The 26,808-nt window shown below is 41.8% G+C and carries 27 protein-coding genes; 21 read left to right on the top strand and 6 right to left on the bottom strand.

The genetic code is table 11. The features are described from left to right. The first annotated feature begins 163 nt into the window (after positions 1–163). Positions 164–592, top strand: a complete 429-nt coding sequence (locus ACIGG7_RS08080; protein WP_397549374.1) for a hypothetical protein — start codon at positions 164–166, stop codon at positions 590–592. A 185-nt stretch (positions 593–777) separates the two neighbouring features. Here the strand turns inward: ACIGG7_RS08080 and ACIGG7_RS08075 are convergent, their stop codons facing one another. Beyond that, entirely contained in the window at positions 778–3,810 is a 3,033-nt protein-coding gene (locus ACIGG7_RS08075; protein ID WP_397549373.1) for an efflux RND transporter permease subunit, read from the bottom strand. Positions 3,811–4,245: 435 nt separating this feature from the next. Between ACIGG7_RS08075 and ACIGG7_RS08070 the strand changes: the two genes are divergently transcribed. The 12 genes from ACIGG7_RS08070 to ACIGG7_RS08015 all read left to right on the top strand — a co-directional run bounded on the left by ACIGG7_RS08070 (position 4,246) and on the right by ACIGG7_RS08015 (position 13,956). Continuing rightward, positions 4,246–4,569 carry a hypothetical protein gene (locus ACIGG7_RS08070; RefSeq protein ID WP_397549372.1) on the top strand — a complete coding sequence of 108 codons (324 nt, stop codon included), beginning with the start codon at positions 4,246–4,248 and terminating at the stop codon, positions 4,567–4,569. Positions 4,570–4,881: 312 nt separating this feature from the next. Continuing rightward, positions 4,882–5,544: an AraC family transcriptional regulator gene (locus ACIGG7_RS08065; RefSeq protein WP_397549371.1), complete on the top strand. Its 663-nt coding sequence runs from the start codon at positions 4,882–4,884 to the stop codon at positions 5,542–5,544. A gap of 54 nt (positions 5,545–5,598) precedes the next feature. After that, positions 5,599–5,769, top strand: coding sequence for a hypothetical protein (locus ACIGG7_RS08060; RefSeq protein ID WP_397549370.1), 171 nt, complete (start codon positions 5,599–5,601; stop codon positions 5,767–5,769). Between the two features lie 27 nt (positions 5,770–5,796). Further along, entirely contained in the window at positions 5,797–6,570 is a 774-nt protein-coding gene (locus tag ACIGG7_RS08055; protein ID WP_397549369.1) for a class I SAM-dependent methyltransferase, read from the top strand. A 21-nt stretch (positions 6,571–6,591) separates the two neighbouring features. Further along, entirely contained in the window at positions 6,592–6,801 is a 210-nt protein-coding gene (locus tag ACIGG7_RS08050) for a hypothetical protein (protein ID WP_397549368.1), read from the top strand. Between the two features lie 16 nt (positions 6,802–6,817). Then, complete coding sequence (locus ACIGG7_RS08045) at positions 6,818–7,360, top strand: ribonuclease FAU-1 family protein (RefSeq protein WP_397549367.1); 543 nt, start codon at positions 6,818–6,820, stop codon at positions 7,358–7,360. A 283-nt stretch (positions 7,361–7,643) separates the two neighbouring features. Continuing rightward, entirely contained in the window at positions 7,644–8,066 is a 423-nt protein-coding gene (locus tag ACIGG7_RS08040) for an SRPBCC family protein (RefSeq protein WP_397549366.1), read from the top strand. A 128-nt stretch (positions 8,067–8,194) separates the two neighbouring features. Then, complete coding sequence (locus tag ACIGG7_RS08035; RefSeq protein WP_397549365.1) at positions 8,195–8,536, top strand: PadR family transcriptional regulator; 342 nt, start codon at positions 8,195–8,197, stop codon at positions 8,534–8,536. Beyond that, the gene (locus ACIGG7_RS08030; protein ID WP_397549364.1) at positions 8,533–9,366 is read left to right on the top strand and encodes a permease prefix domain 1-containing protein; all 834 of its coding nucleotides are present in this window, start codon (positions 8,533–8,535) and stop codon (positions 9,364–9,366) included. The genes ACIGG7_RS08035 and ACIGG7_RS08030 overlap by 4 nt, the downstream gene beginning before the upstream one ends. Positions 9,367–9,524: 158 nt before the next feature. After that, the gene (ppsA, locus tag ACIGG7_RS08025) at positions 9,525–12,116 is read left to right on the top strand and encodes a phosphoenolpyruvate synthase (protein ID WP_397549363.1); all 2,592 of its coding nucleotides are present in this window, start codon (positions 9,525–9,527) and stop codon (positions 12,114–12,116) included. 123 nt (positions 12,117–12,239) lie between these two features. Further along, entirely contained in the window at positions 12,240–13,208 is a 969-nt protein-coding gene (locus ACIGG7_RS08020; protein WP_397549362.1) for a glycerophosphodiester phosphodiesterase family protein, read from the top strand. A 145-nt stretch (positions 13,209–13,353) separates the two neighbouring features. After that, positions 13,354–13,956, top strand: a complete 603-nt coding sequence (locus tag ACIGG7_RS08015; RefSeq protein WP_397549361.1) for a hypothetical protein — start codon at positions 13,354–13,356, stop codon at positions 13,954–13,956. Between the two features lie 75 nt (positions 13,957–14,031). Here the strand turns inward: ACIGG7_RS08015 and ACIGG7_RS08010 are convergent, their stop codons facing one another. Continuing rightward, positions 14,032–15,732 (bottom strand): pyruvate oxidase, encoded by a 1,701-nt coding sequence (locus tag ACIGG7_RS08010; protein WP_397549360.1) that lies wholly within the window; start codon positions 15,730–15,732, stop codon positions 14,032–14,034. Positions 15,733–15,851: 119 nt separating this feature from the next. Between ACIGG7_RS08010 and gpmA the strand changes: the two genes are divergently transcribed. Then, complete coding sequence (gpmA, locus tag ACIGG7_RS08005) at positions 15,852–16,619, top strand: 2,3-diphosphoglycerate-dependent phosphoglycerate mutase (RefSeq protein WP_397549359.1); 768 nt, start codon at positions 15,852–15,854, stop codon at positions 16,617–16,619. A 166-nt stretch (positions 16,620–16,785) separates the two neighbouring features. On the opposite strand, the gene ACIGG7_RS08000 is transcribed toward gpmA, so the two are convergent. The 3 genes from ACIGG7_RS08000 to ACIGG7_RS07990 form a co-directional block, all read right to left on the bottom strand. Continuing rightward, the gene (locus ACIGG7_RS08000) at positions 16,786–17,259 is read right to left on the bottom strand and encodes an Imm26 family immunity protein (protein WP_397549358.1); all 474 of its coding nucleotides are present in this window, start codon (positions 17,257–17,259) and stop codon (positions 16,786–16,788) included. 184 nt (positions 17,260–17,443) lie between these two features. Beyond that, positions 17,444–17,881: an Imm26 family immunity protein gene (locus ACIGG7_RS07995; protein ID WP_397549357.1), complete on the bottom strand. Its 438-nt coding sequence runs from the start codon at positions 17,879–17,881 to the stop codon at positions 17,444–17,446. Between the two features lie 94 nt (positions 17,882–17,975). After that, positions 17,976–18,773 (bottom strand): alpha/beta fold hydrolase, encoded by a 798-nt coding sequence (locus ACIGG7_RS07990; protein ID WP_397549356.1) that lies wholly within the window; start codon positions 18,771–18,773, stop codon positions 17,976–17,978. Positions 18,774–18,945: 172 nt separating this feature from the next. On the opposite strand from ACIGG7_RS07990, the gene ACIGG7_RS07985 reads away from it, so the two are divergent. Both ACIGG7_RS07985 and ACIGG7_RS07980 read left to right on the top strand, forming a co-directional pair. Further along, on the top strand, positions 18,946–19,494 hold the full coding sequence (locus tag ACIGG7_RS07985; RefSeq protein WP_397549355.1) for a sigma-70 family RNA polymerase sigma factor: 549 nt from the start codon (positions 18,946–18,948) through the stop codon (positions 19,492–19,494). Next, complete coding sequence (locus ACIGG7_RS07980) at positions 19,484–20,491, top strand: hypothetical protein (RefSeq protein WP_397549354.1); 1,008 nt, start codon at positions 19,484–19,486, stop codon at positions 20,489–20,491. The genes ACIGG7_RS07985 and ACIGG7_RS07980 overlap by 11 nt, the downstream gene beginning before the upstream one ends. Before the next feature lie 291 nt (positions 20,492–20,782). Here the strand turns inward: ACIGG7_RS07980 and ACIGG7_RS07975 are convergent, their stop codons facing one another. After that, complete coding sequence (locus tag ACIGG7_RS07975; protein ID WP_397549353.1) at positions 20,783–22,012, bottom strand: TolB family protein; 1,230 nt, start codon at positions 22,010–22,012, stop codon at positions 20,783–20,785. 200 nt (positions 22,013–22,212) lie between these two features. On the opposite strand from ACIGG7_RS07975, the gene ACIGG7_RS07970 reads away from it, so the two are divergent. The 5 genes from ACIGG7_RS07970 (at position 22,213) to ACIGG7_RS07950 (ending at position 26,686) form a co-directional block, all read left to right on the top strand. Continuing rightward, positions 22,213–22,740 carry a sigma-70 family RNA polymerase sigma factor gene (locus ACIGG7_RS07970; protein ID WP_397549673.1) on the top strand — a complete coding sequence of 176 codons (528 nt, stop codon included), beginning with the start codon at positions 22,213–22,215 and terminating at the stop codon, positions 22,738–22,740. After that, positions 22,733–24,292 carry a hypothetical protein gene (locus ACIGG7_RS07965; RefSeq protein WP_397549352.1) on the top strand — a complete coding sequence of 520 codons (1,560 nt, stop codon included), beginning with the start codon at positions 22,733–22,735 and terminating at the stop codon, positions 24,290–24,292. The genes ACIGG7_RS07970 and ACIGG7_RS07965 overlap by 8 nt, the downstream gene beginning before the upstream one ends. 138 nt (positions 24,293–24,430) lie before the next feature. Next, positions 24,431–24,880 carry an ArsR/SmtB family transcription factor gene (locus tag ACIGG7_RS07960; protein WP_397549351.1) on the top strand — a complete coding sequence of 150 codons (450 nt, stop codon included), beginning with the start codon at positions 24,431–24,433 and terminating at the stop codon, positions 24,878–24,880. Further along, positions 24,877–26,121, top strand: coding sequence for an MFS transporter (locus ACIGG7_RS07955; protein WP_397549350.1), 1,245 nt, complete (start codon positions 24,877–24,879; stop codon positions 26,119–26,121). Before ACIGG7_RS07960 ends, ACIGG7_RS07955 begins: the two co-directional genes overlap by 4 nt. 94 nt (positions 26,122–26,215) lie before the next feature. Continuing rightward, positions 26,216–26,686 carry a DinB family protein gene (locus ACIGG7_RS07950; protein WP_397549349.1) on the top strand — a complete coding sequence of 157 codons (471 nt, stop codon included), beginning with the start codon at positions 26,216–26,218 and terminating at the stop codon, positions 26,684–26,686. Positions 26,687–26,808: the final 122 nt, after the last annotated feature.

Raw genomic sequence — 26,808 nt, 5'->3', positions numbered from 1 at the left:
AGGTGGGTTCAGCTGCTGATTTTATAACGATATTCAGCAGTTGAACGTTCCAACTATGTCAGCAGCTGATTATAAGTGGATATTCAACAGCTGAATTCATCATGAACCTAGATGGTTATTAATGATAGGATAACTGATATAAAACCTTTTGGAGTTGATACATATGCCAAATGACGTAGAATTTCAATATGCATTAACGGATACAGGGTGGGCTTCAGGTTTCATAAGGATTGATCAAACTAGATTTGAATTTGTGTGTTCCTACTTATTCCATAATCCATTGGAAGAGTTTTTAAAGGCTGTCTATCAATTATTACCTGGTTTGGCTGCATTCCCAAGAAAGGAAATCCATTTTACAATGCTGGATGAACCGGTTGAGTACACATGGGAATTCAATAGATTAGATCAACCACATGTCGCCATTCGGGTTTTTGAAAAAGGGTATGATGTAAAAACAGTATTTGAAGAAAAATGTGATCTGAATGATTTAGTGGGGGCGATCATTCAGTGTATGATGAGAAATCCTGAACTAAGAAAGAATGAAGTCATTGAAAGAATGTATCAGGAATTGAAAGAATATGTGAATCATTAATGAGGTAAGGAGATAGGTGTTGGATTCAGCTGCTGATTCTTTCACTATTTTTAGCAGCTGAATATAAGCCTAAGTTCAACAGCTGAATCATTCAAACACCCATTCCATATTTTTAAAACCAAAAGGTGCCTATCCAAAATCGGATAAGCACCTTTTTCTATCATACACTCAGCGCATCATAAACCTTACTGAGCTACTTTCTCTTCACTTTCCAACTGCTGAGCACGTTGACGCTTCGATTTCCTGAAATACAGCAATTCGTAGAACACAGGAACTACCACAAGCGTCAGCACAGTAGCACCGGCAAGACCACCGATGACGACAACAGCCAGCGATTTCGATACCAGACTTCCATCTTCAGTGTGACCGAATAGAAGTGGAAGCATAGCACAAATCGTGGCAATCGCGGTCATGACAACTGGACGGAGACGAGTGCCGCATGCTTCTAAAATCGCGTCACGAATGATCATCGTTTCTTCATTCTGCTTCACGCGGTCAATTAAGACGATGGCGTTTGTAACAACGATACCAATCAGCATCAATGCTCCAATGAGGGCCGTTGCGTCCGCAGGTACCCTGGCAATGAGCAGTCCGAGGACGGCACCAATGGAAGCGAGTGGTAACGTAATCAATATCGCAAGTGGAGCTTTCAATGTCTTAAAGGTAAGGACCATGATCAGGTAAACAATCATGATGGATGCAAGCATCGTCATTCCAAGATCCTTAAAGTCGTCGGCCTGTTGGGCAGCGGCGCCTCCGGTATCAAGAGACACACCTTTTGGCAGTTCAACATCCTTGACTTTCGTATCGATATTTTTCGAGATGACTGAAAGCTCTTCAGGGTCTACCTCGGCTGTGATTCGGACATATAAGTCACCGTCTTTATGCAGGACGGTACTCGGTTTCTCTTCTTCCGTGATGGATGCCACATCGGATAGTGGCTGGATGCCCGAGTTCGTTGCAATCGTTAATCCTTTTAAATCGGCCTGTTTCGTGAGGTCGACACCGGCGTCCAGGAACACAGGAGTCGTTTGGTCATCCAGGTTGACTACCCCGATCGGCTGTGGATTCAGTATTGAGCGGATTTGCATGGCCGTTTGCTGGGCATTTGCTTTCTCCGTGTTGACGTTCACCGTAAAGACAGGTGACGTTTTCTCCAGATTGCTGGAGACTTTCTTTACGCCATCGATATCTTTGATCTTATCCATGATCGATTTGGAAGTTTTCAGAAGTTCATTGGTGTCATTTCCGACGATATCATACGTAATACTTGAATTGGATGATCCTCCAAAGATGGATGCAGGTGATGCCGTGATGATGACGTCCTTTTCATCCTTTTTCGCTTCATTCACCTTTTCTATGAAGGCTTCAGCATCAGCATCTTCCTTCATGATCACGCTGTAAGAAACGGTATCTGGATCACTTACTTCTCCGTATTGAGCTGCTTCTTCACTAGATCCATACTGGGTGATCAAAAAATCGAATCCTTCAAACTCCGATAGTTTATCTTCAAAGCTTGTCATACGCTCTTTAATGGTGTCTTTAGGCGTATTGCTCGGGAAATTCATTGATACAGCTACAAATGATGCATCGTTCGCACTTGTCGCTGCTTTCGGTAACGTGATATAAAGAGCGATCGAGCCTCCAAAGACAAGAATGGCCAAAAGGATCGGAACGAACTTATGATTTAAGGACCATCTCAACACATTTACGTAGCGGTGAGGCGTGTTGTGTTTAGGCAAGGTTGTATTTTTTAACATGCCTCGGCTTAACAACGGCACGACCGTCACGGCTACAAGCAGGGAAGCGAGCAATGAGTACGTAACCGTCAATCCAAATGGAAGCAGGAACGCCTTCAATGATCCATTGACAAGTCCCATCGGCAAGAACACGGCCACGGTAATGAGTGTGGACGACGTAATCGCACGGGTAACTTCCTTGGTAGCAAGTAGAACATTTTGTTTAGACAGCTTCTCATTCTGGCTGCGCCTGAAAATATTTTCGACGACGACAATACTGTCATCGACCAGTCGGCCGACAGCCACCGCGACTCCTCCCAGAGTTAGGATGTTCAAGGTGACTCCGGATAACCAGAGAAGGAATAGAGTGATACAAAGTGATAATGGAATGGAAACGACGGTAATTAGGGTCGGCTTGAATTTTCTTAAGAATAAAAGAATCACAAGCGTTGCGAACAGAGCGCCTAAGGCGACTTCGCGAACCATGCTGTTCACCGAGTTCTTGACCATATCCCCTGTTGTGAACAATGTCTTTGCTTCGACACCGTCATAGTCTTTATTGATTTTATCTACTGTGTCTTTTACTTCTTCTCCTGCTGTTACCGCACTGGCATCACTTTCTTTGAACAGGATGATGGCCAGGGCTTCTTTCCCGTTTACTCGTGTGATTGTGTTTTCTGCTTTTACTTTTTCAACGGTTGCGATGTCTTTCAATTTAACGACAGGAGCGTTCTGGACTTGCAGCGGAATAGGCAAGTTTTTCAATGCGTCTACGGAAGTCAAATTGTCCGTTACGTTGATGGTACTCTTCTGCCCATCAATCGTTGTGCTTCCGGCAGAAGCAGATACATGTTGTCCTTGCAGCACTCCCATCACCGCGTTAACCGGGATATGTAACTTTTCCAGTTTATCTTGGTCAAGGTTGATTTGGACACGTGCACTGTTTTCACCGGCGACACTGGCTTGAGACAGACCGGATTGATTCTCAAACAGTGGTTTGAATTCGTCGTTGACGAGATCCAGGTTCTTTTTCGTTAATCCGTCATCAAATGTCACGGAAACCTGACCGATTGGAATCATTGACGTATTCAGCTGAGAGATCTGCGGTTGGCCGACTCCCTCAGGAAGCTGAATCCCTTTAATGGCATCCTCCACTTTCAACTTGGCTTCCTTCATATCTGTTTTGGAATCAAAGTTGATGGAAATCTGGGAATACCCTTCCCCTGTAGTGGATAGGATCGATGTTTTTCCAGAAATGGATGCGACCGCCTGTTCCACGGGCTCTGTGATATTCGTTGTCATGGATCCGGCGTCATACCCCTGTCCCAGGGTCACGACTGTGACTTGTGGATTATCCGCTTCTGGCAAGAATTCCATAGGCAAACGGAAATAACTAATGATGCCGATAAGCAATGTGATGACGATAAAGAGTCCCATGGCCGCCTTATTGCGGAATACCCAATTGGTTAAAGCTTGCATGTGTTTCCCCCCTAATACTGATTTGGTTTTGAAACCTTCTTTTTAAAGATACTTGATTCCTGACCTGATCACAGCCTCCTCCAGACTAATATTCGCCTAGGTCTTGAGGCGTAGTTTACCTGACTTTCCCAACAGGTGGCCACAAAGTTCATTTTACTGAGGAAAAGAGCCTCTTATTCTTAAAAAAATGTAAATTATTTTTAAGATTGGCCTCTGCTGTGATCGTTTTTTATATGTAAAAAGATACATGTCACAATATAGAATTATAGTATGAATAGAAAAGTATGGGAATATATTCTTGGTATTTTTTACAAAAATATGAAAAAGTTAGAGAGGTGAATGGGATATAGTCACATGAGGGATTGTTTAATAATGAAGAATTTGGAATAATTGGAATTGAGCTGGTGTACAACTCATTAGAAAAGAGGGGAACATGTGGCGAAGAGAAAAAAGGTTTTAGCGTTTATTTTACTGATAGCAGTGGTGTTCGTTGCATTGCCACCACTATTGGCTCCAAAAATTCACGATCATGATTCACCGAGGTCAGCTTTAAGAGAAGCCATTTACAAGGATGGGCATCCTTATCAAAGCTTTTTTGCCTTCATTAAAAAAGAGGATTATCAGGATCAAGAATATGGTCAGCAGTACCATGTTTATTGGTATGACTACAATAGTCCTACTGGTGAAACAGCCAGCATATGTTATGCGAAGGCGAATGAGAATGAAGAGTATGATGTGGCTTGTGGGACAGGGCCGTAATAAGGGGAGGACATGCAAGATATGAATATCTCAAATAAATTAGTTGATTACACCATCGTATATGATGACCGAAGAGAAGTGAACTCAGGGAAATATGATCATTGAAGAGATTATAGAGAAATTTAAGACGGATGTTGAGGATAGAAATGGTCAGGAGGTCATCGTGGTCTACGATTGGCGTAAGACACATAGTGGCATGGAGATTATTATGTATGCTTATGAGAAATAATTTCTACGCAAGTTCTTCTAAGGCAGGAGGAGAGTAGAAGTCCGTTGAAATGCATTCTTATTTTGTAAAGTGGAGGTGTCCATATGATTCAAACAAAAACGGTACATATTCTAAATGGAACAGAGATGTATAAGAACTTTGAAAAGTCACAGCTTCTTGAACCAGAAACGATGACTCCCTTTAACGAAGCCATGTGTTACGGGGAAACCTGTGAAGACATTTTTTCCGAGGCGTTTATTGAGATGCGCGCAATGGTTCATCATGTAACACCGGCTCAATATGCTGAGATCACTTTAAAACCGTTGCAGCCCCTTTTTAAAGGAAGCGTTGAACGAATAGCCTTGTGGTTTGATGAAGATATGTTCTGTCAAATGAACCTTCTGACGATACTCGCCTGGTTGGACAAAAGAAATTATAAGGGTGAGATTGATCTCCATCTTGTCGATCATCAGTATCAGCCTGTAGGTGACTACAGCTTAGAGGCAAAAGGATATGCCGCACTTTACAAACAAGTGATGATCAATAAAACGTTGCCTGAGGATGTTGGTCTGACTCCTTTATCTAAAGGGATTGAACGATATTTGAATTATCTGGAGAAGGATAGCGATCTTATGCTGTATATTCAGAGGCATCATGACGTCCCGGCAGAGGAGCTCGTGTCTCTTTTGATCGAGAATTTTAAAGAGTATGGGTTAGGGGATACGCAGTATTTTGAAATGATTAAGGAGTGTCGTCAGAATCGATGACAATCTTTTAAATCAGTCATTCAGCAAAGGAAATGAGTGTGAAGGAGAATATCATTGAATCATTTCGTGTTGCTGTGTATTTTGTTTGTAATAGCCGTTACGGTTGAATTGATCGGGTTGACGATTATTAAACGATATAAAAAAGGAGAAACATTATTATTCTCGAGTGTGGTGTGGGGGAGTCTTATGGTGGTTTTCAGTGTGGTTTGGTTCCTGGGAAATTGATACTTGCTAAAGAGGAGTGAAGAGTGAATGCCTATATACAATCAAATAGGAAAGACCTATAACACAACCAGAAAAGCTGATCCACGCATCACTGAAAAGATACTTCAACAACTTATGCTACATCCACATGCGACCGTTTTAGATATTGGTGCGGGTACTGGAAATTACAGCTATGAACTTGCACATAAAGGCTATAAGGTTATCGCTCTTGAACCATCTGAAATCATGAGAAATCAAGGCAAGCAACACATAAATATGACTTGGAAAGAAGGGTTTGCAGAGAGGATCCCTTTAGAAGAGAAGTCTGTAGACGGGATTATTTGCACGCTTGCTTCTCATCATTTTCAAGAATTATCCCTTTGTTTCCGTGAGATGAAGAGAGTGTTAAAGGAAGATGGTAAGATCGTCATTTTTACACTAGATCCTAGATTATGCGAAGAGGAATGCTGGCTGTTTGATTATTTTGGTCCAATTCTAAAAAATGCGTATAAGATTCATCCTCCAATGAAGGATTTATCTAAATTACTCCAGGAGCAGGTGGAACGTCCGGTTGATATCGTTCCTTATCCACTGCCTTATGATTTGATGGATCAGTTTTTCTTTACTGGCTGGAGAAAACCTGAACTATACTTAGACAAGGATTTTCAACGCGGCACTTCTCCTCTTGCGAAAGAAGAGGAAGTTAAGAGGTGCCTGGATCAATTGCATACGGATCTGGAGAATGGAAAATGGCATGAAAACTACAAATACATCTTGAAATTAAATGAGTATGACTGTGGCCATTTCTTTTTAGTCGTTTAAAAAATTGAACGGGGTGATCTAGTGGGAGTTTATTATTTTGCTATTCTATTTTTAGGTTTTTTTCTTATTTTAGGGGCAGGTTTGCAGGCGTTTAAGCAGGGCTCCATTTTTAAGCCTAGGGTATTTCTTTATGGTGTAATGGGTGCTGCATTGATTGGGTTATCTATTTTTATGTTTACACCTGGGAGCGCTGAAATTGTTGCTGACCTATTGGGATTGGCTGAAAATTAATTGAAGGGGTTCTTACATGCTTAAAAGAAAGTACGGAAACCGTGCCGATTGGAAGAGAGTAAACCAAAGGAAATACGCTCAAACCACTCTTAACACGAAGGAATTCCATGGATACATTACTCTGTTGAATACAATGAAAGTGAACGAACCATTAATCGCCCGATACGGAGATAAAGAAATATGCATCGTTGATAATGGGTATATGTGGCTTCAGCAGTTCCCTGTTGGGAAACATCATTCCGTTACTACCATGTTTGATGCAAATGGAGAGGTTGTGCAATGGTACATCGATATTTGCCTGGAAAATGGAGTGGAGGATGATGTTCCATGGATGGATGATCTCTATTTGGATGTTGTAGTGCTGCCATCAGGTGAGGTCTATCTATTGGACGAGGATGAGCTGGAGCAGGCGTATACAAAAGGCATGATTTCTGATAACTTGTATGATTTGGCTATGAATGAAAGCAGAGAGATTATGAAGCAAATTCAAAATGATGAATTTATGCTACTAAAACTGGCTCCCGAGCATAGGAGAATGCTCGAGAACGAACTTAAGTAAACAGAGTAATGGTGTCTGAACCTCAGCATAAAGAGCCAGGCACCCTTTTTATATTAAAAATCCTTTCCGAAATACTTCGATTTATTCTTCATTGCCTTAGTTAACTTTCCTCTCAAACCTACTAACCATTCAGGTGATTCCACTGATCTTCTGTTGATCTCAAATTTAATGAATATACCTTCTTTAGAATTTGTAAATCAATGGATTTCGAATGGAAGAGCCTAAGGTATAATGAGTGATAAATAATATTGTGAGTATAAAAATGAAAGCGAGTGGATGACGAATGAATACTATCTCTCAAATGAAAATTCAAAAGCCGGCACATGAAATTTTCGAGGCTTTTGTTAATCCTGAAAAGATAGGGGGGTTCTGGTTTTCTTCAAGCTCTGAAAGGTGGCAGGAAGGAAAGACGGTTACTTTGAGATATGATGAGTATGACGCACAAGGTGATATTCATATATTAGAAGTCCAAGAACAAAAGAAGATCGTTTTCGAATGGGCAGGAAACCATAAAGTGACCATAACCTTTATTCAAGAAGAAAATGGCAGCACGATCGTTGGAGTGAAAGAAGAAGGATTCGACGAGATCAATGAAAATTTAATCAGCCAGTTAGTAGACAATAAAGAAGGCTGGGTGTATATGCTAACATGCTTGAAGGGATACATGGAGTATGGTGTGAATCTTAGAGCATCGCTTGTTAAGTGAGGTGTAGAGTTAGTCTAAATGAGTGCCTTTATAAAAATCATCCTCTCACTGAAGGATGATTTTTATATAAATGAATACCTTGCATTATAAGGTAATATATATTATAAATATGTAAGGGGGTGCAAAATTTGGAAATTAATAAAGAGGTCTTAAAAGGACATATTGATACATTGATTCTCTCGCTCTTGAATAGCCGTGATATGTATGGATATGAATTAGCAAAAACGGTTCGCGAAAAAAGCGAAGATCAATTCGAGCTAAAAGAAGGTACGCTTTATTTATCCTTGAAAAGGTTAGAAAAAAACCAGTGGATCTCTTCTTACTGGGGTGATGAACAGGGACCTGGGGGAAGAAGAAAATATTACACTCTCACTCCAATCGGCAAAGAAGGTTTTGAAGATAAGCGCAGGGAGTGGCAATTCGTAAAGAAAATGATTGATACCTTTATCGAAGGGGGAGAGATATCTTGAGACAGATTGATGCATATGTAGATTCTGTTTATGAGAATATCGGGGGTAATCGAAAAGAAATTCAGGAATTAAAAGCTGAGATGAAAAGTCACTTAATAGAGGCCGTTCATGAACTTAAAGCGGAAGGTATGCTTGAGCAAGAAGCTGTTGACATGGCTATTGACCGTTTCGGTGGAGAGCAGGAGATGCGGTCGATTGTAGGGCAGCTCTTTAAGGCTCAAAAAACGTTTGCTAAATGGGTCCTTTATCTTGCACTGGCAGTACTTCTTTTTACCATTTCGGCATTCGGATATGTATGGTCGATCCAAGAAGAAAATGCTTTGGAAAATGCTGAAATCGCTACCCAGGTCGCTTATGTTTTAGAAAATAAGACAAGTCTCACGGATGAGATGAAAATGAAAATAAATAGTTTAATTGAAATGACGGATCAAATCGCAAGTGTTGAGATTTATGATGTTAGTAGTGTGAAGAATAATAATATAATTTTTGATTATGTGAGAGACGCAAAGCCCGATTACCGTTTTGAACAGAAAGTGTGGAATCCTGAATGGTTACAAGCAGATTTCTTTCCATACGGAAACGGGGATGGAAAGCAGTGGTATATCCAAATGGAAACAAGACATATAGGAGACTGGTTGTCGATCATTTTGTTCTCGGGAATGGCGATTTATATCACGTTGTTCACGATTTGGGCAACCATTAATGCTTATCATCATAGGCGATTAAACATTGGATGGATAGTGGTGTTTGCTTTGTTTAATGTTTTGGGATATTTGGTTTATTACGTTGTGGGGAGAAAAAAGCGTTATATGAGTGTTAAGGAAGCATAAATTTTTAGATATGTATCCATTTTATACGTTGTTATCTACAAACCAAACTTCTCTTCCTACTTTCATTATACCACGCTGAAAAAATGTATTACAGACTGTTTCTTTCACTACCCTCCTGCTAAAATCAAATAACATTCATGGATAGGGGGAGTGGCAGTATGAGTTCATTGGTTCTCAGCTTTCAGGAAATGGAACAATCCCAGCTTTCGCTTGTAGGTGGAAAAGGGGTGAACCTCGGTGCATTATCGGAGATTGAAGGGGTACTGGTGCCGGACGGATTCAGTGTGACGACAGTTGGATTTCAAAGATCGGTTGAACAAAATGAAACGTATCACACTTTGCTTGCTCGGTTATCCAAGCTTACACCGGAAGACAGGAATCAAGTTGGGGAAGTCAGTAAGGAGATTCGGGAAATCATTCTGGGTGTAACGATTCCTCCCGAAGTGGTCGAAGCTGTGACTTACTATCTCTTCCAGTTTGGAGAGGAGCATGCATATGCCATTCGTTCCAGTGCCACGGCTGAGGACTTGCCACATGCCTCTTTTGCCGGGCAGCAGGATACGTACCTCAATATCATCGGCAAAGAAGCCATCCTGGAGCATATACGCAAATGTTGGGCCTCCCTTTTTACAGATCGTGCAGTGATTTACCGTATGCAAAATGGGTTTAGTCATAGTCAAGTTCATATTGCCGTTATCGTTCAGAGGATGGTATCCCCTCAGGTTTCAGGAATACTTTTTACGGCTGACCCAGTGAATTCTAATCGGAAGGTCGTATCCATCGACGCAGGCTACGGACTTGGTGAATCCTTGGTCTCTGGCTTGGTTTCAGCAGATTCCTATAAAGTACAGGACGGAATGATTATAGATAAAAAGATTGCAATGAAGAAATGGGCTATCTATGGACGAAGTGGTGGAGGGACGGTGACGCAGTCCATTCATTCTGATCAACAGAAAGCCACAGTCCTTACGGATGAACAGATTATAGAACTGTCACGCCTTGGAAGAAAGATCGAAGCACAATTTGGCTCTCCGCAAGATATTGAATGGTGTCTAGAGGATGATACTTTTTATATTGTCCAAAGCCGGCCAATTACGACCTTATTCCCGATTCCGGGAGCGGCGGATGAAGAGAATCGTGTGTATCTTTCTGTCGGGCATCAGCAAATGATGACGGATGCCATGAAGCCGTTGGGGTTGTCCTTTTTCCTGTTAACGACCCCTGCACCGATGAAAGTCGCGGGTGGACGGTTGTTTGTGGATTGCACACCTCGATTGGCATCCCCGGCAATCAGACAATCGTTCATTGATCTAATGGGCAAATCCGAACCGCTTATAAAAGATGCTCTCACAAAAATTGTAGAGCGAGAAGGTTTCATCCAAACAGTCGAGGATGAAGGAATCCCATCTCAGGGGAAAGGTGGCGTGGATCCAGTCGACCCCGATCCTGCAATCGTTGCTGAATTAATGAAGAAAAGTGAGTCCTCGATCGAACAGTTGAAACAAACCATCCATACGAAAACAGGATCCGAGTTAATCGATTTCATCTTAGAGGATATGAAGGAATTAAAGAGGATTCTATTTGATCCGCAAAGTTCTCGGGTGATCATGGCTGCGATGGATGCTTTATTCTGGATCAATGAACATATGAACGAGTGGTTGGGAGAAAAAAATGTGGCAGATACACTGTCTCAATCGGTCCCGAATAACATCACTTCCGAAATGGGCTTGGCATTGATGGACGTCGCCGACGTCATACGTCCACACCAGGCAGTAATCGAATACTTGCGACAAGTAAAAGAGGATACTTTCCTGGATGAATTAGTGAATATCGAGGGTGGACAGGAAGCCCGGGAAGCCATCGAAGACTTTCTCACGAAATACGGGATAAGATGCAGTGGAGAAATCGATATTTCGAGAGTACGCTGGAGTGAAAAGCCAACAACCATTGTTTCGATGATCCTCAGGAACATCGAACAGTTTGAGCCTCAGGAAAGCAAGCGTAAATTTGAGCAAGGGCGGCAGGAAGCGTTCGAAAAAGAACAAGAATTACTGGAGCGATTAAGCTTATCACCAGATGGCGAACAAAAGGTAAAAGAGACGAAACGCAGGATCGATATCATCCGACATTTCAGCGGGTACAGGGAATATCCGAAATACGGCATGATTCACCGCTACTTCGTTTATAAGCAGGCATTATTAAAAGAAGCTGAACAGCTTATCGAACAGAATATTCTTCAAGAAAAAGAAGACATTTTCTATTTTACATTTGAGGAATTGCAGCACTTAGTGAGAACGCTTGAACCGGAAGATGCTCTCATTTGTAAGCGAAAAGAAGAGTACCACTTTTATGAAAAGCTCACTTCACCTCGGGTGATCACGTCTGACGGAGAAATCATCACCGGTGAATATAAGCGGAAGGATTTACCGGCAGATGCCATCGCCGGCCTGGCTGTTTCATCAGGTGTAATAGAGGGGCGGGCACGTGTGATTGTCAACATGGAAGACGCCAATCTGGAAGAGGGAGATATACTCGTTACCAGGTTTACCGACCCAAGCTGGACACCCTTATTTGTATCCATCAAAGGATTAGTCACAGAGGTTGGCGGACTGATGACTCATGGAGCAGTGATTGCACGGGAATATGGACTGCCGGCTGTTGTAGGTGTTGAACGTGCTACAGAGAGGATCCAGGACGGCCAAAGGATCCGGGTGCATGGAACAGATGGGTATATTGAGATATTGGATTAATTCATGAAGGTATAAAAGGCGTAGTTCCTTAAATGGATTACGCCTTACTTTATGGGAAATGGTAAACTGATTTAGAGTAGTATTTTCATCGTTTTACTAGATGTGGTGATAGGTGGGGAACAAATGAAAAAAGGTTTGAAACGTACGATTCTGTTTTTCCTAGCGTTGTCCATTTTTGTTTTTCTTAACAATAGTTCTTTGTTTTCGAAGGAAAGAGAAGGGGATCCGTTGCTTCTGGCTCATAGGGGATTGGCTCAAACGTTTCCAATGGAAGGCATAACAGGGGAGATGTGTACTGCTGAAATCATCCATGAACCTGAACATCCATACTTGGAAAACACGATTCCTTCGATGGAAGCAGCCTTCAAAGAGGGGGCAGATCTAGTCGAGATTGATATTCAACCTACGAAAGATGGGGAATTTGCTATTTTCCACGACTGGACCCTGGATTGCAGAACCGATGGCACTGGGAAAACGAGAGATTATACGATGGATGAGCTTAGAAAGTTAGATGTCGGATATGGCTATACGGCTGACAATGGAAAGACGTATCCTTTTCGAGGGAAAGGGGTAGGAAAGATGCCTACCTTAAACGAAGTCTTAACACACTTCCCGAATAAAGAATTCCTCATCCACATTAAGAGTAATGACCCTGTGGAAGGAACACAATTGACTGAGTACCTTTCCCGTTACTCAAAGACAAGGATGGACGATTTATCTGTGTACGGCGGGGATGAACCAATCAAAACTCTAAAAGAGAAGATGCCCGGCTTGCGTGCAATGTCCAAAGAAACGCTCAAAAGCTGTGTTCTATCTTACGAAGCAATAAGCTGGACCGGCTACATACCTGACGCTTGTAAAAACACGCAAATTCATATACCGGAAAAGTACGCTCCTTACCTCTGGGGATTTCCAACTAAGTTCGTAAATCGAATGGAAGAGGTCAATACGAGGGTGATCCTTGTAGCTGGAGACGGGAATTGGTCCGAAGGGTTTGATGAAGAGTCGGATCTTGAGCGTATTCCAGAGGGGTATAAAGGTTGGATTTGGACAAATAGAATTGATCGGATTGCTTCGGTTGTGAAGGAATGATTTTTGAGGTACTTAGATTGAGATCTAAGTACCTTTTTTTATAGTGAAAAGATATTTTATAAGGTTTATAACATTTATTTACAGTTTATTGTGTAGATTATAAACTAATTAGTAGAGTTAACATATTAGAGTGGGAGGTGAAGTGATGCGGGGGTGGAGGTATAAACAGATCATTATTATTTTATGTCTAATCCCTCTTTTGAACGGATGTCGTGTGATTGTTTTTGATGAAAAGAAAGGGGAGCGAAAAGTTGAGAAGGTTGTAAATAATCCAAATAATGAAGTGAAGGTGAATGCAACGGTGCAGCTTTTCAAGAAAAAGCTCCTAGTACGTGGAGAGACTACCTTACCAAAAGGGACGATCATAGACGTTCAATTAAAGCCTTATCCTGAAAGTGCCACATCCCTTCAAATTGTGAGAAACACTGTCGGTCCGCTAGATTCCGTCGCAGCCTCTGGCATAATCAAAGTGAAGAAGGATGGTACGCTTGAGTCCATCACAGTTACAAGGCCCGGTGAAGACAAACGATATCGGCTGGAGATAGTTCTTGATCCCAGAAAGCAAAATAAAGATGTTCAAACAGTCCTTGGCCCACTAGGTGAAAACATTGGCAATAGTGACGGCCACGTTTCCGTCACTCAAGAAACAGAAGAAATCACCCTCATAAAAAAATTCGCCAACATCATGAAAAGAGAAGAACCTGATGGGTTTATGTCAAAAATCGGTTTAACGGCTTTAAAAGAATAATTTTTGAGGGACGGACCTTGTTTCTCAAAAATTTAGAGGGACGGACCTTGCATTTCAAGGTCCGTCCCTCTTCTTTTACAAAGGTGGAAGGTCAAATTTTCCTTCTTCGAATAGTTGTTTTAGCATGTGTTTGGTGTAGCCGGCGGCTTGGGAGAACTGGATTTTGGCCGGCATTGGTGCTTCGTCGGCATCGACGACGACGTCGATGATGCATGGTTTCTTTTGTTGGATGGCTTTTTGCAGTGATGGCAGGATGTCTTCTGGGCGTTCAACTCGATATCCGACTCCACCGCAGGCTTCTGCATATTTGGCGAAGTCAGGGTTCTGAAGGTTTGTACCGAATTCAATATTCCCCATCACTTCCTGTTCGAATTTGATCATGGCGATTTTATGGTTGTTTAGGACCACGACGATGATGGGTAAGTCATATTTGACTGCCGTTACGAAGTCTGCCATCGTCATGGCGAATCCGCCGTCTCCGCAAATCGCAAACACCTGTCGATCGGGATAGGCGATTTGACCGGCAAGAGCTCCCGGCAGACCACAGCCAAGGGTTGCGAGCCAGCTCGAAATGATAAAGGACTGATTGGTGATTGGGAAATGACGTGCCATCCACACCGTTACATTACCAACATCCACAGACAGGATGGCGTCATCTGACGCTATTTCCTTTAGGGCATGGATCAGTCGCTGAGGCTTGAGTGGAACTGATCCATTCTCTTCTTGCGCCTCCAGCGTGTCCCACCATTTACTCGTTCTTTCCTGATTCTTCTCCAGGAAATCGCGATTTTCATTTCTTGAGATATGCTCAGTCAACCATTTAAGGGAGGTGGCGGCATCTCCTGCGAGACCAACATCAACCGGGTAACGTTTCCCGATTTGGGTAGGATCGATGTCAATCTGAATGGTCTTCGCTTTGTCCGGCAGAAAACCTGTGAACGGGAATGAGGTTCCGATCATCATGAGCATATCTGCTTCCTGCATGGCTTCATACGAAGGCTTTGTTCCGATCAGACCTAGACCTCCCAAACAATAGGGATGCTTATCAGGAATGACGCCTTTACCTGGCAAGGTCAATACAATGGGAGCCCCGACCTTTTCAGCAAATGCTAATAATGTCTCACGATGTCCGTGGACGCCTTTTCCAGCAAGGATGATTGGTCGTTCCGCCCCTTCAATGATTTCCTTTGCTCTTTGTAAATCTTCAGGGAGTGGAGAGATATCTTGTTTTACAGCAAAATTGGCCGTTACGCGAGCTTCTTTGCCTACTTCAAAGCGGGGGATATCATCCGGGATGGTCAGCACGGATACCCCTTTTTTGGCATAGGCAGTCCGGATCGCCTGATTGACAACGGCAGGTAACTGTTCAGCAGACATGATGCGCTGATTATAAACCGTAACATCGTCAAACATCCTATCGAGGTTCACTTCTTGAAAGGAATCGGTCCCGAGAAGGTCCGTTTCCACTTGACCAGTAATCGCTAAAACCGGAGCTCTATCCAGCTTGGCATCATACAATCCATTCAGAAGATGAATTGCCCCCGGGCCGGCAATCGCCGTGCACACGCCCAGTTTCCCTGTTAATTTCGCATACGCCGCCGCAGCCAGAGCCCCTGCTTCCTCATGCCTGACTTGAATGAACTTAATTTTATCCTGTCTTTTTCGTAGTGGCTCGATAATCGAATTGATGGAGTCACCTGGCATGCCGTATATATGGTCGACGCCCCATTCGATTAAGAGATCAATTAATTTTTCACCAGCGTTCTGTTTAAACATCACGTATTCTCCTCTCGAAAATTGGTTATTTCTATTTTGGTACAATACTTCCTAAATTACTCAATATTTCTAACTCAACATGCACATACTGAAAAAATAAATATCCTGGGGTGATAAAGATGAAGAAGCTTGTGTTGATTCGTCATGGCGAGAGCCAATATAATCTTGAAAATCGATTTACTGGCTGGACGGATGTGGATTTGACGGATGATGGTTATAACGAGGCAAGGAAAGCGGGAGCCGTCCTGAAGAAACACGGGTTTGGATTCGATGTTGCCTATACATCGGTTTTAAAACGAGCTGTCCGAACATTGTGGATCACGCTACACGAAATGGACCTGGTCTGGATTCCAGTCCATAAATCATGGAGACTAAACGAGCGGCATTATGGCGGGCTGCAGGGATTGGATAAAGATGAAGTGACAGAGAAGTTTGGTGAAGAGCAGGTCCATGAATGGAGAAGGTCTGCCGATATCCGGCCACCGGAAATTTCAGAAGAAGGGCATCGAGGGAACCTCTCCGATCCGAAATACGCTTCTGTAGGTGAGGCGAATATGCCATTTGCGGAAAGCCTTCTCGATACTGAAAAAAGGGCTCTCGTCTATTGGCATGAAGAAATTGTCCCGACGATCCGGGACAATCAGCGTGTCATCATCTCAGCACATGGGAATACGCTACGGGCACTCGTTAAGTACCTTGACGATATTCCGGATGATGGGATCGTCAGCCTCAATATTCCAAACAGCATCCCGCTTGTGTATGAATTGGATGATGACTTGAAGCCTATCAGGCATTATTATTTGGACGATGAGGGAGAGGTGCCGCATGATAGAATTCCGCGGCATATGGATTTGGATGATAGGGAGAATTGGGATTGGATGGGATGAATGGATTTAAAGGGAATCATTAGCTTAAAATAAACTTCTATTTTTATGGGTTAATTCGTAGTAGAAAAAATGTGTTTCATAAAAGATATGTTCAGGGGTGTTACCCCTGAACATATCATTTTTATGATAACTTCTTCCATTAAAGCCTCCGTTAATGGAAGAAAGACTATGGTTCGTATATGAGGTCGTCGTAATAACTGTCCCATTCTAGTTCAATAAATTTAGCTCTTAATGCATTTTCAATTGAGATTGGAGACCAAGAATTTAATTCTTTTAATGCGTCTAGTTCAGTTTTTCTTGGGTGCTCATCTATTACGCTCCCTAAATAATCTATTAGCTGGTATCCTTCATCTGTTTCTTCTTTATATTTAGGAAAATAAATCTCAGGAATCGATTGGTTTCCTAACACTTCCCAAAGACCATCCTCTATCCTTGTTAAAACAGTTGAAACAAGGAAAATAACAGGTTTGTTAGGAAGTGTTTTGACTGGTGGATGCTCATTACTAATCAAATCAAAAATAATTATAAAATCACAAAATTCTCCTTTGGAGTGAACTTGCCCGTAACAAAATCTATTCTCGTCTATTTTAATTGAAAAAATATCTCCCACTTTAACTTTTACTTTCCTTCTTCTTATCATAATTTCAACACCAGCTCACTTTATAATAGTTGAGTATTTTACTTTGTAGTTTAGTTCTACTAAACAGCCCCTTTCACTTATTACCGATTATTTCAAATAGGAGCAACCTACTCAAGAAAAACTCAAGCAAAAATAGAAGCTTATCCTATACTGGATAAGCCCCTGTTTGTGGAACATAAAAAAATTAAGATTTATCATCTCTGTGCCACTTATCATCACCCATAATCCTATCTATGATGTGATTATCTGCCCAAACTGCCGTCACTTCTAATCCTTCACACTCCGATTTCGTTGCACTTCTAATTTCGCCTTTATGGTAAATGGAATATTCGCCTGTAGTACTATCAATGATAGAAGAAGGAGGCGGATAAGCTTCATCATCCCTTTTGAAAGGTCGATTTTCAACAATTGTCCAATCTCCTGATTTTAGAACATATTCATATACACCAACAATAAATTGGTACTCCTCACCCTTCGGAATATCATCCATACTATCCCCAATATATTTATAGATCCCAATGCCACCATCTTTAAATATTCTACCGAAGGCATATTTCCCATCTGGTAAAGGTATAGCATATACATCTCCAATTTTGATTCGTTTACGTTGCTCTCTTGTCATTAAAACACCACATTCCTAAATCATCTCCCGTTCTTCCATCAAACTGACCGTTAATGAAAATCCCCTCAACACATTGCATTTTTCTATTTTACGACTATCTCAAAATCTCAAATTCAAGCTTGTCCAACCAATTATGCACCAAAGCATTGAAGACTTCCTCCTGCTCGATCTGCACATTATGACCACCCATATCAAGCACGGCAAAGGTAGCCCTTGGGTAGTTCTCGATTAATTGCCACGCATCCTGATATCCGACTACATGGTCTTGCCGACCTGTAACAATCAGTGTCGGGTAGTCAAGTTGATGTGAGAGGTCGAAGGTGAAACCATATCCATTCTCTCTGATCCTGTTCACGAATTCTTCATTGGTTTGAGTGGAAGGAATCAGTATGTCATCCCGGAACCTTTCCCATTCTTTCTTACCCTGAACGACACCCATGGAGGCAAAAGCTTCGGCTTCCAGTGAAGAGAGGTTTGATAGTAAATGAGGGTCTTTTTTTAATACAACCTGCTGCGGCAGTTCTCTTTTGTCAGAATCGGGTATGACCATGGGGGCGAGCAGCATTAAACCACGGGCATAATCTTGTCTCGCCTGAACGGTCCCCCTCGCCATATATCCCCCATATGAATATCCGCAAACGATGAAGGGTTGATCTGGGATCAATTCATCCATCAGTTCAAGAACAGCTTCCAACATATCGTCTGAATTCTGGATGGATTGTTGTGGTTCAGAAAGCCCCATTCCAGGGAGGTCTATGTATATTCTCTTCCAACCAGTACGTTTTTCAAAATTCGGTTCCATCGCGTTCATCATCGCCTGATGATCCAGTGTCCATCCATGGACCATTACGATGGGAAAGCCTTCTCCGATTATTTTATGGTGAATAGTCATGTACCTTCTCCTCCTTAGTAATCTATAAAAAGTATATGTTATTTTTTGGATTAATCAAAGGATACTCTTCTACGCGTGTTGAATGCACATACAGGTAGTTTTTTCTAAAAAAATGAAACCAACTACTAATTGATTCGTCTTAGCATTAAACGGGGAATGAGGTGAGGAACGTGTGAGAAAGGTAAAGAATGAAGACCATTCAGATGGCAGGGATGCCTGGCTAGAGATCATCATGGATGAATATGGGGAACGGCTAACGAAATTGGCTTACAACTATGTGAAAGATTGGAATCTGGCGGAAGACATCGTGCAGGATGTTTTTGTTACTTGCTACAGGCATTATGAAAAAATAGATGAGATTCTTTCATTTAAAGCGTGGATATACCGACTGGTCATTAATCGAGCAAAGGATGTTCTGAAGAGTTCAGCGTTTAAGAGAGTGGTGATGAATTCAAGTCTGTTTTCTCGTTTTACATCAAATGAACCGTTACCTGAAATGAGTGTGTTGAAGCGAAGTGAGGAAGAGATTCTTTCAAGGAGTGTTCTAGACTTGCCCGTGAAATATCGGGAAGTTATTATTCTATATTATTATGAAGAATGCAACATTGATGAGATAAGAGAGCTGTTAGGGTTGAACCGGAATACGATCAAAACCAGGCTAAGCAGAGGCAGAAGTAAGCTGAAAAATATGATGGAAAGGTGGGACGGAGATGGAGGATAAGCTTAACGAATTGAAGAGAGCAATGAATTCTACAACTCACGAAGGCCGCCACTTTACGGAGTTACAAAAAAATAAGATTCGGCATACCGTTCATAATCCGGTAGAGACAAAACGTCCAAGTCCATTCATCATATTCAGCATGACGACTGTTGCCATCTGCTTAATAGGCTTCTTTGTTTCAACAGAATTGTTGCTAAAGCAGAATGGTTCGATTAACGGGAGTCCGAACACATGGAGAGTCCATCACGATTATAAGGAGAATAATAAAGTCCTATTTAGTATCATACCTGATCCAGAACTGCATGCCGGTAAGCCATATGGCTACATTTTTAGTTTCAAAGAATCTTTTGACACATTCAAAGGAAAAGACCTATCCGTTATAGCGGTGCATAAGAAAACAGGTCAGCGCATTGAAGTACTGCCCCCTCAAAGAATAACGAAACCTTCGCCGGGGTATTCAAGCCTGCAGCGTTTCACGGCAAATTTTCAGGTTCCCTACAGCGGAATATGGAGGTATGAAGTCTACCTTGACGATAAGGCTTACGGTAATGTCGTCGTAAGTGTGGCTGAAAAAGAAGAAGGGGGCCCTGTCACGTTACCAGAAGATATCCCTGACTACGTTCGAGAAAGTGATTTTAACCAGATCAACTGGGATCGAAAGGCGACCACATTTGGATCTAACATGATTGGGAATGAAAACAAGTCAGGTATCATTGGTGCCGACATGCCAAGCCTGTCCGGACAAAAGTGGATGTGGCATCTGTGGGACACGGAAGCCTCAGATCTCACAGTGGTTGGTTATCACAGAGAGTCGGGGACCGTGCATCCAATATTAAATAACGGTGAGAGTTGGACGATTCCTCTCGGCGGGGAGAATAATGGCGCGGATGTTCATGCTCCATCTTCTGTTATGATCCCTGAGCGGGGGGAGTGGGCGTTTGTGCTTTATACGAATGGGGAGTTGTTCGATGTGGTTGTGTTGGAGATTGATGAGTGACTTTATTGAGTGGAGATTGTTTTTAAAAAAATTAATTAGATATCCGGGCTTGTGCCCGGATTTTATTGGTTTTCTATTCTGTTTAAATAAATATTAGTGTGAATCTTGAAGAAATACTGTTGCATGGTCCAATGTGGAACTAATAATCTATTTCGACCTAAGTAAAGTGCTGATATTTGAGCCGGTTTGGACTAATTATGCTCCGCTTTCAGGATTTATGATCTGGAATTCAAACTTATGATCCACCTTTGACCCAATATGATCTATTTGTCAAAAAATATTGAAGGTCCATTAAATACCTTCGTAAAATACAATCTCCTCTATATCCCGAAGCCATTCCTCCGCTTCAGTTCCATCCGTATTCCCGATCCAAAGATCCCTTTTCCTATCAGTAAGAGATGTTCCCCTCAGCCAAACGAGCTTGTCAATGGAAGGAATGAACTGAGGGGCATAGTCTCCCCATCCTTTGGGAGGACTCGTTACCTTCATTTGTTTGTGGGAATCGATGTTCAAGGTGTAGAGGACAGGTAGCGGGTGCTTACTAAAGTCATTGGTCCACTCCTGTTCTTTGACTCTCGAGACGACCAGAGACTTGTCCGTTATCCAATCGAAATCAAGGTCAGCAAAATCGGGAGGAGTAAAGGTTCCTGAAACCGGCATTTCCTTCACCTTAAGATCCTTGTTTTTGAAACCGAACACGATTCTCCCGCCGCCTGCGATGTAGGCAAGTGTATCCGTTGATGGTGACCACTGCGGTTTACCTACCTGCAAAACCATCTCGTCTAAAACCTCGAAGTTCTTTCCGTCCTTATCAATGACACACACCATATTGCTGTCCATGGACCAGGAAGCGGTAGGAGACACAACGAAAGAAATCCACTTGCCGCTTGGTGAATAGGTCAGCTGCTCGGCATCGACAGCGATTAGTTTGTTTTGATCATTGGTCCCTATCTCCCGTGGGAGTGTAAAGAAAGGCTCAACCCCTCCATATAGGACGATATCCTCATAGTTATTCCCGACTTTTTTTATGAATAAAGAAGCGCTGGACCATCCATCCGGGTTAAGGGTTCCCGATGAAGAAAGAAGGAACCCACTGCCGTCCGGAAGCCATGTGAAATCACTGACCCCGGTTGCGATGTTGTAGAATCGCTTGAGGTCTGAAATATCCAGGATTCCATTATTTACATAGGCAAGATGGTTTTTATGTGGAGCCCATTTCGGTACATGGCCGTTATATGAGATTTTCTTCTTTTCACGGGTGTTGAGATTGTATGTCCACAGCTCAGACTGCCCTTGGGTTGTTGACTCCATTTGATAGGCAATCATGGTTCCATCGGTTGACCATTTGGGCACGGAGTGGATGTTTCCCGTGTTCGTGACTTGCGTTTCCTTACCATCTGCTAAGGTCCACACGTTTCCTCCCCTGATAAAAGCAGCCTTCACTGAATTATTAATCGAAGCGCTGGGCGTCGATGGGAAAATAAGCATAAATATAATGGTGAGCAGGATGGCTGGTTTCATGCGGAAGTCTCCTTTTTTGGTGGTGTACTTACTATTTTCTTGAATCGGTTTAATTATGTAGGGGGCCAAACATTGACTCCAATGCTAATATGAAAATATACGTATAAATGGATTTTTTTACAACTTTTGCAACCATTCAATTTGGGCGTCGTCTAAAGGTTGAAAGGGAGTACATGATGATAGGAGATAAGAAGTTGTATATGGAGCAAAATGAAATGAGCAGAGAAGAGACGGTTGAATGGTTAATGGATGAGTACGGAAAGAAGGTTGTGCGACTTGCTTATACCTATTTGAAACAAGAGCAACTCGCCGAGGATGTGGCACAGGAAGTGTTTATCAGGTGTTATCAAAAGTTTGATGCGTTCCGTCATGAATCATCCTATCAAACATGGATTTACTCCATAACGGTAAATCTGTGTAAGGATCGGTTGAAAAGCTGGAGTTTTAGGAATCTTGTGTTTAGTGATTTCTTTTCTTCAAGAAGCATTACACATCACACCCCAGAGAGCAAAGTCCTCCACCTAGAAGCAAAAACAGAGTTATCCCAGAGTGTATTGGGTCTTCCCATCAAATATCGTGAAATCATGATTCTGTTTTACTATGAAGAATTTACGTATAAGGAGATTGAAGATTTGTTGGGGGTCAGCAGCCAAACTATCAAATCCAGATTACATAGGGGAAGAAACATGTTAAGGAAGAAGCTTAAAGGGGGGGAGGGAAATGAGTGATATGTTGGATCAATTGAAAGAAGTATTAGATGAACAGGTACTGAAAGATTTAGATTTCAGGGAGAGAAACAAAGCGGTTGTAAGGAACCACTTTAAGAGTAATCGTGAGCCGAGTAGAGAAAAGAAGCGATTTGGTTTAGGAGTGCTATTAAGTTTTGGTTTCACTGTACTTTTTATTGGGTTCTCAAGCTATTTTGTTCTAAATCATTTAGGTTTAACTCAAGAAGAGAACCTTTCCAATGAGAAAAAAGAGTTGAAAGAACATCAGGAACCAAAATCCATTACGCATCCACATACGAAAGAGAATTATGAGGATATGACGAAAGAAGATGTTCTCCATAAACTATTTAATTCTGTTGATTACTTTGAGACGGCATCTGGTCAATTCGAAAGATATGATCTGTACTATGACGGATCTATAAGCAAGTCTACAGTTGAGTATAAGATGAGTAATAAGGGTGTTATAGGTGGATATGAGAAGGTTACCAGTCATCCCGACCCGAATAATCCTCAAACAAAAGAGACAATAGATAAAACGTATTATAACAAGGAAAATGTATGGCGTCTTAACTTAGAGTTTAATGATTATTCGAAAGATGAGAATATACGTGAAAAGAAAAGGAAGATCGTAAAAGCAGAGGATATCTTTAATATGGACCCCAAAGATATTTATGAATACGAGTATAGGGAAATGTACAGGGAAACTCCACCTAACATGGCAGCATTCGCATCCCTCTACAATTACCAATTCTTAGCGAAATACTTAAGAAATGAAAATGAATGGTCAATAGAAAAACAAAATGAGCAACTACTGGAACATAATACGCTGGTCATAGCAGGAACTCTTGATGACAGCCTGGTCAATATCATGCAGCCAGATGAAAAGGATTTTAGGATATGGGTGGATAAAGACACTGGAATAATCGTGAAAGAAGAGGTATATAGTGAATCTGGTGAGCTGGTCAGTTATATACATCCAACAAGCTTGGAAATTAATAAAACATTCCATGAAAATGAGTTCGAGCCTGATCTTGACGGATTTCAAAAAAGAAGAATGCTTGACCTTCCTCCAATGGATGAGAGGGAAAAAGAACTAGAAGTCATTGAACATGCTGATACAAAACTGAGTGAAGTAGAAGAAGTGTTGGCCATTCAAAGGGACACCATGCCGTTGTTCTATGAGTTGGACGATCCAAAGATCACTCCTTTTTCTGCCAGTATTGAACAGTATCATGAAGATCTTCAAGCATTTGTTGTCTACAGTTATGACAAGCCTGAAAATGAAATCGGATCTGGTTCCCGTCTGCTTTACACAAGAATCTATCCTAAGGACACCTACCTCAGAAAAACAGGAGACTTCGATAGACCATTAGGCGAAGAAATTGAATCGACAACTATGAATGGGGTTCAATGGAGCCTTTTTAATGTGGAAGGCACGGAGGACGTTCATGTTAAGGGAGAAACGGGTGACTATGTGATTGAAATCGTCACTCATGAAGTATCCGCAAGTGAAATGAAAAGATTGTTGGGCACATATAAAAAAGCAGAATAGGTTTACTGGCGCATATCACGAGTTAGGATATGCGCCTTTTCATTTGTTTCTATCTTCTTGAAAAAAGTTTTCTTAAAAAGAAGGAGATGTTCTAAAAAAATAGAATAATCTATAATATTAGAATAAGGGGGATTAATCATGAAAAATGAATCGTCGATATCCATTTCAATGGAGCAGCAGAAGTTGATTTCAAATGCCACTCGAATCAAAATCATTCATCTGTTAAAGGAAGAGGAATTAACCGCGATGGAAGTTGCGAATAGATTGGAGAAATCTGTAGGGAGTGTCCATTATCATATTCAACTTCTCTATAAAGGGGGGATATTGGAGCTTGTGAGGGAGCAGAAGAAAGGAGGCATACTTGAGAAGTATTACAGGTCTAAAGCGACCAGATTCGTCTTAGAAGAAAAAGACTCTGAGGCAGCTTCATCTCTTTCTACAAACTTAAAATTAAACCCGGAAGAAAAGCAACAATTCCTGCTGGAGCTGGAGCAGCTTTTTGTCAGGTGGGAAAGCCATCTGTCAAAGGATGAACATAAACCAGAATTCAAAGTATCCTGCTCATTTGAAGAGGTCAAGGATCGATGAGGGGATCATTAAGAGAATGGAAAGCACCCGGCCTGCTATTGAGTGCCGTTGGGATTTCCTATATTGGTGACTTCATTTATCTCGTTGCATTAAATTTATTTATATTTGCCAAAACGGATTCCGTAGCCGCTGTTGCCGGACTTTGGATCATTGGACCGATAGCTGGCATCATCACGGGGTTTTGGTCTGGCAGTATGATAGACCGTCTATACAAAAAACATATCATGATCGTAATGGATGTATTAAGGGGCTGCTTTGTAGCGGTGATCCCCTTGCTGTCCGAGTTATGGTCCATCTATGCTGTCTTATTCATTATAAGCCTGTGCAGCTCCTTTTTCAGGCCGGCTTCCACAGCTTATACGGTTCAACTCGTTCCTAAGGGAAATTTGTTGCGCTATAACTCAATCAGTTCGATTCTCACAACAGGCTCCCTGGTACTGGGCCCAGCTATAGCAGGTGCGTTAATTCAATTTAGCTCTTACCATGTTGCCATTTGGTGTAACGCCGTTTCCTTCCTGCTGTCAGGGGTTCTGATTTTCTTTTTACCCAATCTGCACATAAGATCTGATTCTACTGAAGAATCATCCAAGTACATAAAGATCATAGTAGATGATTTACGAATGGTGCTGCATTTCTTAAAGAAGCACAGGTATTTCCTGACTGTCTATCTTCTATTTCAATTGATCATGACCTTAGCGATCGCACTGGATTCCCAGGAAGTTGTTTTCACACAGAAAGTGATTGGCTTAACGGAAAGTCAGTTCAGTTTATTAATGAGTATCACAGGTGTCGGCTATTTATCAGGATCCTTACTCATGTCCATGGTTGCGAAAAGAATGACGATTCCCTATTTGATCGGATTTGGTACAAGTCTGTTCAGTGCCGGCTATGTGATCTACTCATTTTCAACAACCTTTTTAGCAGCAAGTATAGGATTTATCATACTCGGTTTCTTCTCCTCGTTCGCCAACACAGGATTTCAAACCTTTTTCCAAACGAGCATCCCATCCCATCAAATGGGCCGTATTGGTACGACATTGAGTTTATTCCAGAGTTCCATGCTAATCGTAACCATTTTACTTGCCGGGTTATTGAGTGAGGTATATGGGGTGAAATATCTAGTCATTGGAACTACGCTGATCATTGCACTAATCGCCGCTTTGCTCTGTGCGTTGACAACGATTTCGCATTTAAAGCAAAAAGGAAGTATACCTTCAGTTGGTACTGTCAAAGAGATGTGAAAAGGGTTATCCGTTTTGTAGACAGAACAAGGAATTCTCCATTTTATGATGAAATATTAAGTAGAACGATAAAGTAGTAGGAGGAAAATAAAAAATGAACCGAACGGATCTACTCTTAAGAATGCTCGACACTACATTCGACAAGGAAAGTTGGTACGCCCCATTCAAATCTGCAATAGAGGGACTAACGGCAGAACAAGCATGTTGGAAACCGGACGGGGAAGCGACCAAAACCATTTGGGAAAATGTGAATCACCTGATTTACTATAAAGAAAGACTGACGGCGAAGTTGGAAGGCCGTGAAAGGACGAATTCTCTTGACGGAAATGAAACCTTCTACCTCACTAAACAATTAAATGAAGATAAGGAATGGAGAGCAGTCGTTGAACGCGTTGAGACGGCTCATCGAGGTTTAAGAGAAGCGCTCAGTAAGACAACAGGTGAAATACTTCAAGAAGATTCTCTTGAAGGAAAACTGCTGGACATCATGCTTCATGATGCTTATCATACGGGACAAATTATTCAAATTAGAAAGATGCAGGGGTCTTGGCCGTCGGAACGATGAATAGGAAAAAAAGATAGAAGCTGGAGATGCCAGTATGATCTCCAGTTTTTTTGTATTTTCCTAAACTTTTTGCTGTCGGTAGAGCCAGAATATAAGATTTACTAACTTATTTATTCTGTTAA

The organism is Rossellomorea sp. NPDC077527 (assembly GCF_044542955.1).
GTDB classification, from domain to species: domain Bacteria; phylum Bacillota; class Bacilli; order Bacillales; family Bacillaceae_B; genus Rossellomorea; species Rossellomorea aquimaris_E.
Note: the sequence above shows the minus strand (reverse complement) of the source record. Positions and strands in the feature narration are given on the sequence as shown.

What these genes read in the sequence shown, in the direction of transcription:
- ACIGG7_RS07960 (WP_397549351.1), top strand. Translation starts at nt 24,431, where the DNA reads ATGAAAAATGAATCGTCGATATCCATTTCAATGGAGCAGCAGAAGTTG.
- ACIGG7_RS08015 (WP_397549361.1), top strand. Translation starts at nt 13,354, where the DNA reads ATGCGGGGGTGGAGGTATAAACAGATCATTATTATTTTATGTCTAATC.
- ACIGG7_RS08020 (WP_397549362.1), top strand. Translation starts at nt 12,240, where the DNA reads ATGAAAAAAGGTTTGAAACGTACGATTCTGTTTTTCCTAGCGTTGTCC.
- gpmA (WP_397549359.1), top strand. Translation starts at nt 15,852, where the DNA reads ATGAAGAAGCTTGTGTTGATTCGTCATGGCGAGAGCCAATATAATCTT.
- ACIGG7_RS08010 (WP_397549360.1), bottom strand. Translation starts at nt 15,732, where the DNA reads ATGTTTAAACAGAACGCTGGTGAAAAATTAATTGATCTCTTAATCGAA.
- ppsA (WP_397549363.1), top strand. Translation starts at nt 9,525, where the DNA reads ATGAGTTCATTGGTTCTCAGCTTTCAGGAAATGGAACAATCCCAGCTT.
- ACIGG7_RS07965 (WP_397549352.1), top strand. Translation starts at nt 22,733, where the DNA reads ATGAGTGATATGTTGGATCAATTGAAAGAAGTATTAGATGAACAGGTA.
- ACIGG7_RS08065 (WP_397549371.1), top strand. Translation starts at nt 4,882, where the DNA reads ATGATTCAAACAAAAACGGTACATATTCTAAATGGAACAGAGATGTAT.
- ACIGG7_RS08000 (WP_397549358.1), bottom strand. Translation starts at nt 17,259, where the DNA reads ATGATAAGAAGAAGGAAAGTAAAAGTTAAAGTGGGAGATATTTTTTCA.
- ACIGG7_RS08045 (WP_397549367.1), top strand. Translation starts at nt 6,818, where the DNA reads ATGCTTAAAAGAAAGTACGGAAACCGTGCCGATTGGAAGAGAGTAAAC.
- ACIGG7_RS08055 (WP_397549369.1), top strand. Translation starts at nt 5,797, where the DNA reads ATGCCTATATACAATCAAATAGGAAAGACCTATAACACAACCAGAAAA.
- ACIGG7_RS08040 (WP_397549366.1), top strand. Translation starts at nt 7,644, where the DNA reads ATGAATACTATCTCTCAAATGAAAATTCAAAAGCCGGCACATGAAATT.
- ACIGG7_RS07970 (WP_397549673.1), top strand. Translation starts at nt 22,213, where the DNA reads ATGGAGCAAAATGAAATGAGCAGAGAAGAGACGGTTGAATGGTTAATG.
- ACIGG7_RS07950 (WP_397549349.1), top strand. Translation starts at nt 26,216, where the DNA reads ATGAACCGAACGGATCTACTCTTAAGAATGCTCGACACTACATTCGAC.
- ACIGG7_RS08080 (WP_397549374.1), top strand. Translation starts at nt 164, where the DNA reads ATGCCAAATGACGTAGAATTTCAATATGCATTAACGGATACAGGGTGG.
- ACIGG7_RS07990 (WP_397549356.1), bottom strand. Translation starts at nt 18,773, where the DNA reads ATGACTATTCACCATAAAATAATCGGAGAAGGCTTTCCCATCGTAATG.
- ACIGG7_RS08075 (WP_397549373.1), bottom strand. Translation starts at nt 3,810, where the DNA reads ATGCAAGCTTTAACCAATTGGGTATTCCGCAATAAGGCGGCCATGGGA.
- ACIGG7_RS07975 (WP_397549353.1), bottom strand. Translation starts at nt 22,012, where the DNA reads ATGAAACCAGCCATCCTGCTCACCATTATATTTATGCTTATTTTCCCA.
- ACIGG7_RS07955 (WP_397549350.1), top strand. Translation starts at nt 24,877, where the DNA reads ATGAGGGGATCATTAAGAGAATGGAAAGCACCCGGCCTGCTATTGAGT.
- ACIGG7_RS07995 (WP_397549357.1), bottom strand. Translation starts at nt 17,881, where the DNA reads ATGACAAGAGAGCAACGTAAACGAATCAAAATTGGAGATGTATATGCT.
- ACIGG7_RS07980 (WP_397549354.1), top strand. Translation starts at nt 19,484, where the DNA reads ATGGAGGATAAGCTTAACGAATTGAAGAGAGCAATGAATTCTACAACT.